Source organism: Demequina gelatinilytica, from assembly GCF_000971115.1.
Taxonomy (GTDB): domain Bacteria; phylum Actinomycetota; class Actinomycetes; order Actinomycetales; family Demequinaceae; genus Demequina; species Demequina gelatinilytica.
In genome coordinates this window covers 1-14993 of sequence record NZ_BBLV01000018.1, presented here as the reverse complement: position 1 = coordinate 14993, position 14993 = coordinate 1, and the positions used below count along the sequence as shown (strand labels likewise).

The window sequence follows — 14993 nt, the reverse complement described above, 5'->3', positions numbered from 1 at the left end:
GTGCGTGCGCTACGCTCGCCATTCATCAAGGTTTGGCAAAGTAACTTGCAAGGAGTCCCCATGAGCGCCTGGCTGGCAGACGACCCCGAGGACCTCGAGGCGGTCGCGGAGGCGGTGCGCGCGTGGGCCCCGTACGCGGTCGACTCGCCGCTGTACTCGCTGTACGCGACGCGCATCGCGGAGGACCCCGAGCTGGTCGAGGTGGTCGCCGGCATCCGTGCCGCACCGCCGCTCAACATCCTCTTCGCGGCGGTGCAGCTGCTCCTCGCCCCGGACGAGGCGCTCGCGGCGTGGTACCCCCGCCTCGTCGGTGTCGCCCGCACTCCGGACGATGCGGCGTACGAGGCCTTCCGGGACTTCGTGCTGGGCCGGCGTGACGACATCGCGCGTCTCGCGGCCACGCGCCGCACCCAGACCAACGAGGTCCGCCGCTGCGCGGTGCTCATGCCCGCGCTCGCCCACGTGGCGGCGACGGAGCGGTGGGAGGGGCCCGTCCACGCGATCGACATCGGGGCCTCCGCCGGCCTGTGCCTCCTGCTCGACCGGCTCGCATACCGCTACGGCGACGCCGTCATGGGCGAGGGTCCGCTGACGGTCGAGGCGGAGCTGCGGGGAGGGCTGCCGCTCCCGAGAGCGGTCCCGCGGCTCGCGACCCGCACCGGGCTCGACCTGTCGCCCGTCGACGTGGAGGACCCGGACCAGGCGGCGTGGCTCGAGGCGCTCGTCTGGCCCGAGCAGGGGGCGCGGCTCGCGCGGCTGCGCGCAGCGATCGCGCTCCACCGCGAGACGGCCGTGACCATGGTCGCGGGGGATGCGACCCGGACGCTCCTCGGCATCGCGGCGGCACTCCCCGAGGGCCCGCTGGTGCTCTGGCACTCGATCGCCGTCTACCAGCTGACCTCGGAGCAGCAGGACGCGCTCGACGACGCCGTGGCGCAGGTCGCGCGGCTGCGGCCCACCGCCCGCATCGCCTTCGAGCCCTCCGCGCACGGCGGCTCGGACGTGCGCCTGGGCCTGCGCCCGCGCGAGGTCGCCCCCGTCGCGTCCGCCCACCACCACGGCGAGTGGATCGCCGAGCCGTGAGCATCGTCCCTGGCACAATCCTTGAGGACGCGCGTCGTTCTCGTTAGTCTGGCGCCACCATCACCGGGGGGTGCCGATGCCGCACGAGGACACGTTCTATCCGGATCCGGACGACTCGTTCGCGTCCCTGCCGGCGACGGCCGAGCCGGAGCACGTCGCGGAGCCCGCGCCGGCCGCGATCTGGGCGCCGCAGCCGGCGGCGGCGTGGGACGAGCAGCCGGCGTACGAGCCCTACGAGCCGCCCGTGCGCAAGGAGAGCGCTCAGGACCAGGTCCGCGGGCGCGGGATCAGCATGGAGCACAACTACTACGGGCACATCTCCGTCGGGGTCGGTGGTGCCGCGCTGCTGGCGACGGTGATCATGTTCTTCGCCGGCGGCGTGCTGTGGGTCTACGTCGGCGCGGGCCTCGCATCGGTCTACTACGGCGTGCGCGGCTGGAACGCCGCCGCGAGGCGCTTCGCCACGAACGGCCGGACCGCCGCCGTGGGCATCGCGCTGGGCTGCCTCACCCTCCTCGGCGCGGTCGCGTACGTGGTCTTCTTCGTCCTGCAGGCCGCGGCCATCGTGGGGGAGGCGACCGGCGCGTAGCCCCCGACGCGGACCGGCACGGCGGCACCGCGCTCTACGCTGGTCGGCATGACGGTCGAGACGCTCGTGACGCTCAGCGCCGCGGCGAGGGACCTGTCCATCGCCGCGACCGCGGGCGCGCTGCTGGTGATCGCGGGCGTGCTGCCTGCGGGGCATCGCGCGGTCGCGCGCGCCTCGCTGATCGCCAGGCTCGGATCGATCGGGTGGGTGCTCGGCGCGTTCTCGCACTCGATGGCCACGTACGCGAGCATCCGCGGCACCCTGCCCGACGCGTCGCGGTTCGTCGAGGAGTGGTGGAGCTACTCGATGTCCGTCGACCTGCTCCAGGCCTACCTGCAGGTCCTCGCCGCGGGCCTGGTGGCCTCGGTGCTGTGCACCCTGGTGCGCACGCCCGCGCTCGCCGCCTGGTCCCTGGTCCCCGTCGCATGGGCGCTCGCGTGGCTCGCGCAGACCGGTCACGCCGCGGGCGCCGCGGACCACCACCTCGCGACCTCCGCGATGTTCCTCCACCTGGTCGGCGCGACCGTCTGGACGGGCGTGATCGGGGTGATGCTCGCGCTCCGCGGCGTGCTCGGCGCCCTCGCCAAGGACGCGATGGTGCGCGCATCGCGGATCGCGATCTGGGCCGCGGCGGCCGTGGTCGTCTCGGGTCTCGCGAACGGCTGGATCCGGCTGTCGGAGCCGTCGGAGCTGTGGACCACCCAGTACGGCCGCCTGCTGCTGCTCAAGACCGGGCTCATGGTGGTCGCGATCACCCTCGCGGTGGTGCACCGCCGCATCGCGCTGCCGCGGCTGTCCGAGAGGCAGGTCGCGGCCCGCTTCTGGCGCCTCATGATGGTCGACGTCGGCGCGCTCGTCGCGGTCATGGGGGTCGCGGCGGTGCTCGCGTCCACGGCGCCGCCCATCCCCATCGTCCCCGTCGAGGAGCCGAGCCCGGCCTACCAGCTGACCGGCTACGAGCTCCCGCCCGCGCCCACCCTCGCGACCTGGGTCGGGCTGTGGCGGCTCGAGATCATCGCGGCCTTCGTGCTCGTGGCGCTCGCGGTGGTCTACGCGATCGGTGTGAGGCGCCTGCGCCGCCGCGGGGACGCGTGGCCATGGCACCGCACCGCGAGCTGGATGGCGGGCATCGTGCTCATGGTCTGGATCACGCAGGGCGGTCCCACCGTCTACGGCATGACCACCTTCTCGGGGCACATGCTCGAGCACATGCTCCTGGTGATGGTCGCGCCGGTGCCGCTCACGTTCGGCGCCCCCATCACGCTCGCTCTCCGAGCGCTCCCGCCGCGCGCCGACGGATCGATGGGGCCGCGCGAGTGGATCCGCACGGTGGTCGAGTCGCGCTGGATGCGCTTCTGGGCCCACCCGATCGTGGCCGCCGTCTCCTTCGCGGGCTTCCTCATCGTCTTCTACTACTCGCCGCTGTTCGAGCTCGCGCTGCGCAACCACGCGGGGCACTTGTGGATGACGCTGCACTTCACGGTCGTGGGGTACCTGTTCGTCAACGCGCTCGTCGGGATCGACCCCGGGCCCACGCGGCCCGGCTACCCGCTGCGCATCGTGCTGCTGTTCGCCACGATGGCGTTCCACGCCTTCTTCGGCGTCGCGATCATGATGTCGACCGTGCTGCTCGCGCCGACGTACTTCGGGCTCATGGGGCGCACGTGGGGCCCCGACGCGATCACCGACCAGCAGTACGGCGGGGGCGTCGCGTGGGGGATCGGCGAGCTGCCGGTGGTGGCGCTCGCGATCGGGATCATCGTCGCCTGGAGGCGCGCCGATGCGAAGGAGACCCGCAGGCGCGACCGCAAGGCCGACCGGGACGACGATGCCGAGCTGAAGGCCTACAACGCGATGCTCGCGGCGACGGCCGAGGAGGACGCGCGCACGGAGCGCTGAGCGCGCGCCTCAGCCCTCGAGCACCGTCCCGTCGGGGATGGTCTCCGGCTTGCCGGTGTCCTCGAGCGTGACCTCGCCGCGGCACACGACGCCTGCGCCGAACGTCCAGTCGCCGCGCACCGTCAGCGCCGTCGCGTCGCGCAGCGACGGGGCGCCCTGCGGGAAGCGCGCCTCGAACGCGGACATGGTCTTGTAGTGCTTCGAGTCGAGGTCGACCAACGGGGCCGCGGGCAGCGCCAGCCGCAGGCCGCCGTCCTCGCCCAGGTCGTACGCGTCGGAGCGCAGCAGCAGCAGGTCGTTGGTGGTCTTGACCGGGAGGAACCGGTCGCGTCCCACCACGATGGACGTCGCGCCCTCGAATACCTCGATCGCGGCACCCATGGCCGTCTCGATCTGGAACACCTCGGGGCTCGACGGGTCGGTGGGGTCCACGTTCTTCACGTTGCGGATGAGGGGCAGCCCCAGCACGGCACCGCGCTCCGTGAGCGCGGCATACAGCTTCTCGAGGTCGAACCACAGGTTGTTCGTGTGGAAGAACGGGTGGTGATGCTCGTCCGTGAAGTAGTGCATCTCCTCGGGGGCCGTCTGCGCGGTGTCGCGCAGGATGAGACGGCTGTCGGCCTTGCGGATCGCAAGGTGCCCGCCCTTGCGGTCGGCAGCCGTGCGGCGGCACAGCTCGGCGGCGTACGGGGCGCCCGAGGCTGCGAACCAGCCGGCGATGCGTGCGCTGGGGACGGCGCCCAGGTTGTCCGAGTTGCCTGTGGACGCGTAACGGTAGCCCGCATCGAGCAGCGCCTTGAGGATCCCCGAGCCCAGGAGCGCCGTGTAGATGTCGCCGTGACCCGGCGGGCACCACTCGAGCGTCGGGTCCTGGGGCCACTCGACCGGCAGGAGGCCGTCGACCAGCAGCTTGGGCTCGGCGTTCTGCAGGAAGTCGAGGGGCAGGCCGTCCACGGCGAGGTCCGCGTACGGCGCGAGGGCCTCGAGCGAGTCCTCCTGCGTCCGGAAGCTGTTCATCAGCACCAGCGGCAGCGATGCCCCGGTAACGGCGCGTGCCTGCTGCACCTGCGCGACGATCAGGTCCAGGAAGGACCTCCCGTCGCGCACGGGTAGCAGGGACTTCGCCTTGTCCATGCCCATCGAGGTGCCCAGCCCGCCGTTGAGCCGGATGATCGCGGTCCTGGCGAGGGCGTCGCGCGCCTGCGCGTCGGAGACCTCCACGCCCTCGAGGAACGGTGGATCGAGCAGCGGCTCGATCGTGTCCTCGCGGATGAGCCCGGTGGCGCCCGCCTCGAGCTCCCCGAAGTAGTGCGAGAACACGTCGATGGCGGTCTGGTCGACCCCGGCAGCGGCCATCTTGGCCTGGGCGGCGATGAGTCCAGGAGCGGTCGTCATGCCCCCGAGCGTACGGGTGGGTCGGCCCTCCCCGCCAGGGTTCGGCGCGAGGTTCGCATGATGCAGGCATCACGTCGTTTCCACAGATTTCATCCACAGGTGTGGGTAAAACCCCGAGTCTCCGCACGATTCATGTGGATGAACATGTGGGCGCGCGGTGGACAGGAGAAGCCTGTCCGGTACCCCTTGCAGTGCCCGCCCGACGCGAGTAGAAACGCCGTTAGCGAGAAGGTGCGACGCGCGCCGACGGGGGACGTGAGAGCGCTCCCCGAGGCCGTCGGACCCACCGGACGACGGCGACGGCGTGCGGCGGGGGCGAGGGTGAGGCGCACGAGATCCTGATCGGACTCCTCGGACAACGGCGGTCCATGTCCGCAGCCTCGACGCGGCTGCGCGACCTGTGGGTGACGGCACAGGGCAGACGGGCCCGGGGAGTCGGCCGAGAGGTCGTCGCCGCGATGCGGGTGCCCCCCTGCCGTGGTCTCTCGTGCTTCAGGCAAGGCCCCCCGGACCCGAATTCCGGGGGGCCTTCGCCGTCCTCCGCGCCCGCGCATCGTCGCCCCGCGCCGCCGTGCGAGACTGTGCCGGATGCGAGGCGAGAGCGAGGACGGGATGGTCGACACGATCGAGCGCGAGGTCGAGGACGGCGCGCCTGTCGCACGGGGCGACGGGATCGGTGTCGCGGCCTTCGTGACCGGCTGCCTGGGGCTCGGACCTGTGGCGATCGGGCTCGGTGCGATCGGGCTGCGGCGCTGGAGCACGGGCGCGGCGAGCCGCCGGTCCTGGCCGCTCGCGGGCCTGGTGCTCGGGGTGGTCGGCTCGCTCCTGTGGCTCGCGGGCTGGCTGATCCACACCGGCACCGAGGGGTCGGATGCCGCGGCGGTCGCGCACGCCCAGGTCGACGCCATCACCGTGGGCAACGCCGTGGTCGCGCGCTTCGTCGAGGACCCGACGGCCGCCGCGGTGACGGTCGAGCTCGCCGACGACTCCTACCGGGTCGACGGCGTGGCCGTCGACCGGACCTCGCCCGACGTGACCGCGGTGACCTACACCGGCTCCTCCGCGGCCGACTGGTGCATCACGCTCGACACGGACCGTGAGCAGTCCGTCGCCTACGCGGCGACCGAGGGCCTGGTCGACTCCTGCTCCTGAGCCGGCTTGTCCGGATCATCCGCCTCGGAATCCTCACCGACCGCCGCACGCTGCCGATAAGGCGGTCGGAGGGCCTCCACCTGGGACGCTCGCGCACCGAGGGCCGCACAGCGGTCCGGCCGCCTCACGATGACGGACCCGGAGGGACGATGAGCACACGTCAGCCGCGACCCCGGTTGCTGGCGCTGTACATCGCTGCGATCACGGTGCTCGGGTTCGCCGGCACCATCGCGACCGCGCTGACGCGCGAGGTCCCGCCGGAGCTCAACGGCACCAGGATCACCTCGATCGTCTTCCTCGCGGTGTTCGCGATCGTGGGCGAGATCCGCCCGATCGTGATCGTGCGCAACGGCGAGGAGACGCGCAAGCTCTCGCTCGCGACGCCCGCCGTGCTGGCGGTGCTCGCGGTGAGCGGCCCCGTGATCGCCGTGACGGTCCAGGTGCTCAGCACCGTCATCGACGACGTGCGGACCCGCCGACCGTTGTACAAGATCCTCTTCAACGCCGCGCAGTACGCGGTGTGCGTGCTCATCGCGAGCGCGGTCTACCAGGGCCTCGCGGGCGACCTCGCGGGGGAGAGGAGCGCCGGCGCGCACGCGATCCGGATGGGCGCGCTCATGCTCGCAGGGCTCATCATGATCGTGCTCAACTGGGTGATCGTCGGCCTCGCGATCGCGCTCGCCACCGGCCAGGAGGTGCGTGCGCCCCTGCGCACCGACGCCGGCGAGTTCATCGCGACCCACGCCGTGCTGATGGCCCTCGGCTGCATCGCCGCGGACATCGCCCCGCACGGCATCGGCGTCCTCGCGCTGCTGGTCCCGCCCGCCATCGCGGCGCGGCGCTTCGCGTCGGCGGGGGCGCGGCACGCGCATGAGGCGGCGCATGACCCGCTCACGGGCCTGCGCAACCGCACCCGGCTCAACCAGACGCTCGAGGAGGCGCTGGCCGACGGACCGCGGCATGCGGGCCAGGGGCCGGGCCTGATCCTGCTCGACCTCGACCTGTTCAAGGTCTTCAACGACACGCTCGGCCACCCCGTCGGCGATCAGATCCTGTGCGTGGTCGCCCAGCGGCTCGCCTCCGCGGTGCCCGAGGACGCGCCTGTCCACCGCCTCGGTGGCGACGAGTTCGCGGTGGTGATCGCCGGCACCGTCGAGGACGCGCGTGCGCTGTCCGCGCGCATGCTCGCCTCGCTCGAGGAGCCCGTCCGCATCGACGATCTCGAGCTGCTGGTGCGCGCGAGCGCCGGCATCGCCGTGGCGCCCATGCACGGCGAGGACGTCTCGGGGCTCATGAAGAACGCCGACATCGCGCTCTACCACGCCAAGCTCGAGCGCGACCGGATCAGCGTCTACTCGCCCGAGTACGACGCGAACACCGTCGAGCGCCTGCGCCTGCTGGCCGACCTGCGAGCCGCGATCGACGCACGCTCGCTCGACGTGGTCTACCAGCCGCAGCTCGACATCGCCGGCCGGCGGCTGGTCGCGGTCGAGGCGCTCGCACGATGGAACCACCCCGTACGCGGCCCCATCGGCCCCGATGTGTTCATCCCGCTCGCCGAGGACTCGGGCCTGATCTTCCGGCTCACCACCGTGGTGCTCGATACCGCGCTCGCGCAGCTCGCGCAGTGGCGCATCAAGGGTCATGACGTGCGGATGTCCGTCAACCTCTCGGCCCGGCACCTGTCGGACCTGGCCGCGCCGCAGCAGATCGCGCTCGCCCTCCAGCGCCATGGCGTGCCCGCATCGTCGCTGGTGCTCGAGGTGACGGAGACGGCCATCCTCTCCGATCCGGCCCGCGCGAACCTGGTCATCCGAGGGCTGCGCGCGCTCGGCGTCACCATCGCCATCGACGACTACGGGACGGGCAACGCCTCCCTCAGCTACCTGCGCCGCCTCGAGGTCGACGAGCTCAAGATCGACCGGCTGTTCGTGAGCAACATCCGCGCCGAGGGGCACGACATGATCATCGTGCGCTCGACCATCGCGCTCGCCCTCGAGCTGGGGCTCCGCGTGGTCGCCGAGGGGGTCGAGGACGAGCTCACCATCGAGGCGTTGCGCGGGTTCGGGGATGTGGTCGCGCAGGGCTATCACGTGGGGCGCCCGGGACCGGCCGATGTGGTCGAGGAGATGCTGATCCGTGCCAACGGTCTGCCGGCCCAGGCACGCGCGTGAGGACCGGGTGGCTGTGCTTCGTTTAAGGTGTCGTCACCCGCATGACCCTGGCGGGCCTGGCGGTGATGGGACAGAATGACCATCGACCGGGGCCTATCCGGTCGACAACCAGGCAGGACGATGTCGTGTGTGGTGATAATCGGACATTTCGGACACCTCAGCCGTTCGAACGGTCCGTCTCTGCCAACGGCGTCGTCGACACAAGGGAGAGAATCATGAACAAGTGGACCAAGATGAAGAACAGCGCGATCGTCAAGGCCTCCGCGGGCGCCGGCACCCTGATCGCGGTCGCCGTGGTGGCGGGCGCCGGATGGAAGTGGGCGTGACCCTAGACGGTCCAGACAGCGGCGCCGGGACGCATGTCCCGGCGCCGCCGTCGTCGCGCCTGACGGCCTACATCATCGCCGTCTGCGTGCTCGGCTACGCGGGTGTGCTCACCATGCTCGTGGCGACCCCGTGGACGCATGCGGTGCATGCCGGTGCGGTGTGGCCCACCGTGTTCCTCGTCGTGGCGGCGATCACCGGCGAGGTGAAGCCGATCCGTCTGCTGCACGGCGCGGGCGACGCGCGCACCCTGTCGACGTCCGCGCCCTTCGTGCTGGCGCTCGTTCCCGTCGCCGGCGTCGTCGTCGCGGTCCTCACCCAGGTGGCGGCCAGCCTGCTCGACGACGCGGTGCACCGACGCGACCCCCGGAAGTCGATCTTCAACACCGCGCAGTACGCGGTGAGCGTGCTCGTGGCCGCCGTCGTGTACGCGGCCCTGTCCGGCACGGCCCTGCTCGGCGCGCCCGACCCGGCGCATCCCGCGCACATCCCGTCGCTGCTCGCCGCGGGCCTGTGCATGATCGGGACCAACTGGGTCCTCGTGGCGGGCGTGATCTCGCTGTCGTCGGGGCTGCCCATCGGCCGGGTGCTCCGTGAGGACCTGCGCGACTTCCTCCTGATGAACATGGTCCTGCTCTGCGTCGGCGGCGTGGCGGCGGACGTCGCCGCGGACGGCGTCGCCGCGCTCGTGCTGCTGGGAGCGCCCGTCGTCGCGGCGCACATGTTCGCCGCCGCGGCCGCGCGTCATGCGCATGACGCCACCCACGACTCGCTGACCGGGCTGCGGAACCGCGGCCAGCTGTACTACGAGCTCGACCGCGCGCTCGAGGCGCGCGGCGCCGTCGTCGCCAAGGGTCCGGGCCTCGTCCTGCTCGACCTCGACCACTTCAAGGACTTCAACGACACCCTGGGCCATCCCGTGGGGGACGAGATCCTGCGGCAGGTCGCCGCGCGCCTCGTCGACGTCGCGCCCGAGTCGGCCTCGGTCCATCGCCTCGGCGGGGACGAGTTCGCGGTCGCGGTCCACGGCTCCGTCGTCGAGGCGCGCCAGGTCGCCGCCGATCTGCTGGCCGCGCTCGACAAGCCGCTCCGCATCGACGGCCTCGAGCTGCTCGTGCGAGCCAGCGCGGGCGTCGCGGCCGCCCCGGTGCACGGCGACGACAGCGAGGCGCTCATGAAGAACGCGGACATCGCGCTCTACCACGCGAAGCTCGAGCGCGACCGCATCAGCACGTTCTCCCCGGAGTTCGACATCAACACGGTCGAGCGGCTGCGCCTGCTCGCCGACCTCCGTGGAGCGCTCGACTCCGGCCAGCTCCACCTGGTCTACCAGCCGCAGGTCGCGCTGGCCGAGGGTCGCGTCGTGGGCGTCGAGGCGCTCATCCGTTGGCGGCACCCCGAGCGCGGGCTCGTGCGTGCCGACGAGTTCATCCCCCTTGCCGAGAACTCGGGGCTCATCTTCCCGCTCACCGCCTTCGTGCTGGAGGAGTCGCTCGCCCAGGTCGCGCGGTGGCGCGCCGCGGGCCACGACTTCCGCATCGCGGTGAACCTGTCGGCGCGCCACCTCTCGGACCAGGGCCTGCCGCAGCAGGTCGCGCTCGTCCTCGCGCGTCACGGGGTGCCCGCCTCGTCGCTCGTGCTCGAGGTGACCGAGACGGCGATCCTGTCGGATCCCGCCCGTGCCGACCTTGTGCTGAGGGCCCTGCGCCACCTCGGCGTGTCGATCGCGATCGACGACTACGGCACCGGCAACGCCTCGCTCAGCTACCTCAAGCGCCTCGAGATCGACGAGCTCAAGATCGACCGCTCCTTCGTCAGCAACATCGGTGCCGACCACCACGACCTCATCATCGTGCGCTCGACCATCGCGCTCGCCCTCGAGCTCGATCTGCGCGTGGTCGCGGAGGGCATCGAGGATGCCGCCACCGTGGACGAGCTCCGGGGCCTGGGCGAGGTCATCGGCCAGGGCTACCACCTGGGCATGCCGGTCGTGGCCGCCGAGCTCGACGCCTACCTTGCCGCGGTCGCACCCGCGCGCGCCGACGCCGGCGGGCCAGGCGAGGGGGCCTGACGTGCTCGTCATGGCGGCGTGCCTCCTCGCGGTGCTGTCGCCCCTTGTCGCGCTGCGGTGGCCCGCGGGCCTGCTGCTGGGAAGCTGGCGCCTCCCCATCCTCATCTGGGCGGCGCTCGGCGCGCAGATCGTCCTCATCGACGTTCCCCTCCCCGACGGCTTCGCCCCGGCCCTGCACCTCGCGACGTACGTCGCCGCCCTGGCCTTCCTGTGGCTCAACCGCTCCGTGCCCGGCGTGCTGGTCGTCGCCGCGGGCGCGGTCTCGAACGGCGTGACCATCGCGCTCAACGGCGGCGTGCTGCCGGCGAGCGCGGCGGCGACCGCCGCCGCCGGCATCGACCCCGACCACGCCTTCGCCAACACCGCCGTGATGGACAGCCCCGTCCTGCCCTGGCTGGGCGACGTGTTCGCGTGGCCCGAGCCGCTTCCCCTCGCCAACACGTTCAGCGTCGGCGACGTGCTCATCGTCGTCGGCGTCGCGATGGTGGCGTGGGCGGGCGCCCGGCCCCTGCGCGCCGGTCGTCCGACGCCGTCCGAGGACGAGGCGGCGCCGGTCCCGTCGGACCGATGACCGCGCGCTCGCGGGGCAGCCTCGCGGCCGCGCTCGCGGTCTACGTGGTCGCGCTCGCGCTGCGTCCCGCGCAGACCGCCGTCGGCCCCGTGCTCGGCGACATCGGCGCCGATCTCGGCCTGGGCGAGGGCGCTCTGGGGCTGCTCGGCGCGCTGCCGCTGCTGGGCTTCGCGGCCGTCTCGCCCCTGGTCCACCGCCTGTCGCGTCGGTGGGGGGCGGAAGGGACGCTGCTGGCGGCGCTCGCGGGGCTCGTGATCGGCGTCGTGGTGCGGTCGTGGACCGGTGCGCCAGGCCTGTGGCTCGGCACCGCGGTGATCGGCGCGACCGTCGCGATCGGCAACGTGCTGGTGCCCGTCATCGTGAAGCGCGACCTCCCCGACAGGATCGCGGTCGCGACGGGCGCCTACTCGGCCGTGATCGCGGGTGCGGCGGCCATCGGTGCGGCGGTCGCGGTGCCCCTCGCGGAGATCGGCACCTGGAGGCTCTCGCTGGGCGTGTGGGCTGCGCCCTTCGCCGTCATCGTCGTCGTGTGGTGGCTCCGGACGCGCGTCGCGCATGACCCCGCCGCGACGGTGGCCGAGGCGCACCTCGCCCATGCGAGCACGTGGCGGTCGGGGACGGCGTGGCTGGTCACGGCCTTCATGGGCCTGCAGGCGACCAGCTTCTACGTCTTGGTGACGTGGCTCCCGACCATCGAGGCCTCGCTCGGCGTCTCGGCCCACACGGCGGGCATCCACCTGTTCGTCTACCAGATCGTCGGGATCGGCGGCGGCCTGCTGATCCCCTTCGCGATGCGCCCGAGCAGCCAGGTCGGCGCGGCGGTGACCGCCACGGTGCCGCTGGGCATCGGCATGGCGGGTCTGCTGGCCGCGCCCGGCGCCCCGCTGGTCTGGATCACGATCGCGGGAGTGGGCTCCGGCGCCTCGCTCGTCATGTCGCTGTCGCTCATGAGCCTGCGCGGGCGGACCTCGGCGGAGACCACCCAGCTGTCCGGCATGGCGCAGTCGGTCGGCTACCTGCTCGCCGCCGCCGGTCCCGTGGTCGCGGGCGTGCTCGCTCAGTCGACCGGGTCATGGACGCCCACCCTGGTGCTGCTGCTCGCGTTCGCCGCGGGGCAGCTCGCGGTGGGGGTCGCGGTCGGCGTCGATCGCCGGACCGGTGCCGCCGGGTCCGCGGCGACCGCCTCCGAGAATGCGGAAGGCCCCTCGTAGGAGGGGCCTTCGCCAGCGAGCGGGTGACGGGAATCGAACCCGCGCTATCAGCTTGGGAAGCTGAAGTTCTACCATTGAACTACACCCGCGTGAACGGCCCGGAGGCCGTGCGTCACCCATTGTAGGGGGTCCCGCGAGGGCCGGGCGCAGCGGCGCGACGGCGCTCGCCGGTATCGGGGCGGGGCCCGACGGTCCAGAATGGCTCCCATGCCGCCTCGTCCCCTGCGCCGTGCCGCCCTGATCGTCGCGGCGGCCGTGCCGGTCCTCGCCGGCTGCTCCGGAGCGCCGACCTACCCGATCCTCGCGACCGCCGCACCCGCCCAGGTGCCCGAGCATGTCTACGCGACGCGCGCGCTCGAGGTCACGCTGAGCAACCCGTCGAGCGAGCCGGTGAAGGTCTCGGGCGGCACCGTCTTCTCGCCGTACTTCGAGCGCGTCGACGCCGTCGGCATCGACGTCGTGCTCACGCCGGGGGACGATGCGGTGGTCACCCTCCCGCTCGGGGTGGTGACCTGCCCGGCGGGGGGCGGCGAGACCAGCGCTCAGGTGGTCCTCGAGGTGGGCGGCGAGGAGCTGCTCCAGAGCGTGGTCCTCGAGGCGAAGGGCCTCAAGGCGCTGAACCGCGAGGCGTGCGCGATCATCGCCGACGACGAGGGCTGATCCCGGCCCCCTATTCCCACCTCCGAGCGATTTCATCGTGCCTGGTAGATCGGCTTGATGAACGGGTGCTCCGCGAGGCCTCCGGGCATCGTCCCTGGCACACGTGCGTTGTCGATCCTGGCGGGTCCGCGCTGAGGCGCCCCGCCGCCGGACGGTCCGGCGGCGCGGAAAGGGCTCGTGGGAGGAACGCATCATGGCTCTGGGTACCGGAATCTTCCTCATCGTGGTCGGCGCGATCGCGGCGTTCGCGATCAACGACTCCGTCGACGCGGTGGACCTCGTGATGATCGGCTGGATCTGCATGGGCGCGGGCGTGGTCGCGATCATCGTGTCGCTCATCGCGAACCAGCAGCGCAGCAACACCACCCACCGCGAGATCCGCGACGAGCACGTGGACCAGCACCGCGTCGAGGGCTGACCGCACCCTGCCCTTGACCCTCCCATGGGGGGAGGGTCCAGGGTGAGGGCATGCACTCGGATGAGCTTCTCAGCATCGGCGAGCTCGCCGCTCTGAGCCGCCTGACCGTCAAGGCGCTGCGGCACTACGACGAGCAGGGCATCCTCGCCCCCGTGCGGGTCGATCCCGTCACCTCGTACCGCTGGTACGCGCCGGACCAGGTCCGGCGTGCCACGCTCATCGGCACGATGCGTCGCATGGACGTCCCGCTCCCCGTCATCCGCGAGGTCCTCGACCACGCGACGGGGCCCGAGGAGGCCGTGGAGGCGTTCACCGGCTGGTGGGCCGCGCAGGAGAGGCGCCATGACGAGCGTCGGGGGATCGGCCGCTACCTCACCCGACAACTGCGACAGCAGGGAGCAGCCATGGACATCTCGACCCGCACCGTCCCGGAGCGGACGCTCGCCGTCATCGGCCGCGAGCTCTACCAGCCCGAGCTGGAGGCCTTCATCATGGAGGCGTTCTCCACGCTCTTCCAGCATGCCGAGGCCCATCCCGGCCTCCGCGCGCTCACGACCACCGTCGACGAGCCGACCTACGTGCTCTACCACGGCAGCGTCACGCCCGACTCGAGCGCGCTCGTCGAGGCCTGCATCGTCGTCTCCCCCGACGCCAGGCCCGCGGACGGGATCTCCATCCGCCTCGAGCCCGCGCACCAGGAGGCCTTCACCACCCTCGCCGCGGCGGAGGTCGAGTTCCCCGACATCCTCGACGCCTACGACGCGGTCGCCGAATGGGTGCTGGCTCACGGCTCGATGCGCGAGGACCTCCCGTCCCGCGAGGTCTACTTCGCCGACGTGATGGCGGCGGCGCCCACCGACCCGGTGTGCGACATCGCGTTCCCGTTCACGGCCCGCTGACGCGGACCTGGGGACGATGCGCGGGCGGCCTCGCGCATCGTCCCCGCCGGACGTAGCCTGGCCGGTGGCATCGTCGCCGTACCCGCCCGGGAGGAATCATGGCCAGCGTCTCGACGTACCTCAACTTCGACGGCACCTGCGAGGAGGCCTTCGCGTTCTACCGGGACGTGTTCGGGGGCGACTACTCCGCGCCGCTGCAGCGGATGCGGGACATCCCGCCGGGTCCGGGTGCGCCCGAGCTGCCGGAGGAGGAGGGCGTACGGGTCATGCATGTCGCCCTCCCGACCGTGGGGGGCCACCAGATCCACGGCACGGACATCCTGCCGTCGATGGGGCACACGCTCGTCGCGGGCAACGCGATGTCGATCAACCTCGAGCTCGACGACGAGGACGCGCTGCGCGAGCTCCACGGCCGGCTGTCGGAGGGGGCGCTCGAGACCTTCGGGCCGATCGCGCAGTTCTGGGGGCAGCTGTTCGCGACCTGCGTGGACCGCTACGGCATCCGGTGGATGCTGGTGTCGCCGCTGACCGAGGGCACCGGGCTCGC

Annotated in this window: 13 protein-coding genes and 1 tRNA gene; 12 read left to right on the top strand and 2 right to left on the bottom strand. The window is 72.2% G+C overall.

Translation table 11 applies throughout. From position 1 onward, the window contains the following. Window positions 1–60: 60 nt before the first annotated feature. The 3 genes from AOM00_RS13230 (at window position 61) to AOM00_RS13220 (ending at window position 3571) form a co-directional block, all read left to right on the top strand. Window positions 61–1083 carry a DUF2332 domain-containing protein gene (locus AOM00_RS13230; RefSeq protein ID WP_062518240.1) on the top strand — a complete coding sequence of 341 codons (1023 nt, stop codon included), beginning with the start codon at window positions 61–63 and terminating at the stop codon, window positions 1081–1083. A gap of 76 nt (window positions 1084–1159) precedes the next feature. Further along, window positions 1160–1672, top strand: coding sequence for a hypothetical protein (locus AOM00_RS13225; protein ID WP_062518239.1), 513 nt, complete (start codon window positions 1160–1162; stop codon window positions 1670–1672). Window positions 1673–1720: 48 nt separating this feature from the next. Continuing rightward, the gene (locus AOM00_RS13220) at window positions 1721–3571 is read left to right on the top strand and encodes a bifunctional copper resistance protein CopD/cytochrome c oxidase assembly protein (protein WP_062518238.1); all 1851 of its coding nucleotides are present in this window, start codon (window positions 1721–1723) and stop codon (window positions 3569–3571) included. Window positions 3572–3580: 9 nt separating this feature from the next. On the opposite strand, the gene AOM00_RS13215 is transcribed toward AOM00_RS13220, so the two are convergent. Next, complete coding sequence (locus AOM00_RS13215) at window positions 3581–4966, bottom strand: UTP--glucose-1-phosphate uridylyltransferase (protein ID WP_062518237.1); 1386 nt, start codon at window positions 4964–4966, stop codon at window positions 3581–3583. Window positions 4967–5554: 588 nt separating this feature from the next. Here AOM00_RS13215 and AOM00_RS15675 point away from each other — a divergent pair. The 5 genes from AOM00_RS15675 to AOM00_RS13190 all read left to right on the top strand — a co-directional run bounded on the left by AOM00_RS15675 (window position 5555) and on the right by AOM00_RS13190 (window position 12469). Continuing rightward, a complete protein-coding gene (locus tag AOM00_RS15675) occupies window positions 5555–6118 on the top strand; it encodes a DUF4190 domain-containing protein (protein ID WP_062518236.1) in 564 nt (187 codons plus the stop codon). Between the two features lie 149 nt (window positions 6119–6267). Beyond that, the gene (locus AOM00_RS13205) at window positions 6268–8292 is read left to right on the top strand and encodes a putative bifunctional diguanylate cyclase/phosphodiesterase (protein ID WP_156159179.1); all 2025 of its coding nucleotides are present in this window, start codon (window positions 6268–6270) and stop codon (window positions 8290–8292) included. A 322-nt stretch (window positions 8293–8614) separates the two neighbouring features. After that, window positions 8615–10687, top strand: a complete 2073-nt coding sequence (locus tag AOM00_RS13200; protein WP_062518234.1) for a putative bifunctional diguanylate cyclase/phosphodiesterase — start codon at window positions 8615–8617, stop codon at window positions 10685–10687. A gap of 10 nt (window positions 10688–10697) precedes the next feature. Continuing rightward, complete coding sequence (locus AOM00_RS13195) at window positions 10698–11258, top strand: DUF5317 family protein (protein WP_228373511.1); 561 nt, start codon at window positions 10698–10700, stop codon at window positions 11256–11258. Then, a complete protein-coding gene (locus AOM00_RS13190; protein ID WP_062518285.1) occupies window positions 11255–12469 on the top strand; it encodes an MFS transporter in 1215 nt (404 codons plus the stop codon). The genes AOM00_RS13195 and AOM00_RS13190 overlap by 4 nt, the downstream gene beginning before the upstream one ends. Window positions 12470–12487: 18 nt before the next feature. Here AOM00_RS13190 and AOM00_RS13185 read toward each other — a convergent pair. Further along, window positions 12488–12558 (bottom strand) — tRNA-Gly (locus AOM00_RS13185). A 118-nt stretch (window positions 12559–12676) separates the two neighbouring features. Here AOM00_RS13185 and AOM00_RS13180 point away from each other — a divergent pair. The 4 genes from AOM00_RS13180 to AOM00_RS13165 all read left to right on the top strand — a co-directional run. Further along, entirely contained in the window at window positions 12677–13129 is a 453-nt protein-coding gene (locus AOM00_RS13180; RefSeq protein ID WP_156159177.1) for a hypothetical protein, read from the top strand. Between the two features lie 193 nt (window positions 13130–13322). Then, window positions 13323–13547 (top strand): DUF6458 family protein, encoded by a 225-nt coding sequence (locus AOM00_RS13175; RefSeq protein ID WP_062518231.1) that lies wholly within the window; start codon window positions 13323–13325, stop codon window positions 13545–13547. Window positions 13548–13597: 50 nt separating this feature from the next. Continuing rightward, window positions 13598–14446, top strand: coding sequence for a MerR family transcriptional regulator (locus AOM00_RS13170; protein ID WP_062518230.1), 849 nt, complete (start codon window positions 13598–13600; stop codon window positions 14444–14446). 98 nt (window positions 14447–14544) lie between these two features. After that, window positions 14545–14993 (top strand): VOC family protein (locus AOM00_RS13165; protein ID WP_156159176.1); only part of this gene is annotated, 449 nt, incomplete at its 3' end.

Bases quoted from the DNA above. Each gene is read 5' to 3' on its own strand.
- AOM00_RS13205 (WP_156159179.1), top strand. From the start codon at position 6,268: ATGAGCACACGTCAGCCGCGACCCCGGTTGCTGGCGCTGTACATCGCT.
- AOM00_RS13215 (WP_062518237.1), bottom strand. From the start codon at position 4,966: ATGACGACCGCTCCTGGACTCATCGCCGCCCAGGCCAAGATGGCCGCT.
- AOM00_RS13170 (WP_062518230.1), top strand. From the start codon at position 13,598: ATGCACTCGGATGAGCTTCTCAGCATCGGCGAGCTCGCCGCTCTGAGC.
- AOM00_RS15675 (WP_062518236.1), top strand. From the start codon at position 5,555: ATGCGAGGCGAGAGCGAGGACGGGATGGTCGACACGATCGAGCGCGAG.
- AOM00_RS13175 (WP_062518231.1), top strand. From the start codon at position 13,323: ATGGCTCTGGGTACCGGAATCTTCCTCATCGTGGTCGGCGCGATCGCG.
- AOM00_RS13225 (WP_062518239.1), top strand. From the start codon at position 1,160: ATGCCGCACGAGGACACGTTCTATCCGGATCCGGACGACTCGTTCGCG.
- AOM00_RS13180 (WP_156159177.1), top strand. From the start codon at position 12,677: ATGCCGCCTCGTCCCCTGCGCCGTGCCGCCCTGATCGTCGCGGCGGCC.
- AOM00_RS13230 (WP_062518240.1), top strand. From the start codon at position 61: ATGAGCGCCTGGCTGGCAGACGACCCCGAGGACCTCGAGGCGGTCGCG.
- AOM00_RS13220 (WP_062518238.1), top strand. From the start codon at position 1,721: ATGACGGTCGAGACGCTCGTGACGCTCAGCGCCGCGGCGAGGGACCTG.
- AOM00_RS13190 (WP_062518285.1), top strand. From the start codon at position 11,255: ATGACCGCGCGCTCGCGGGGCAGCCTCGCGGCCGCGCTCGCGGTCTAC.
- AOM00_RS13195 (WP_228373511.1), top strand. From the start codon at position 10,698: ATGGCGGCGTGCCTCCTCGCGGTGCTGTCGCCCCTTGTCGCGCTGCGG.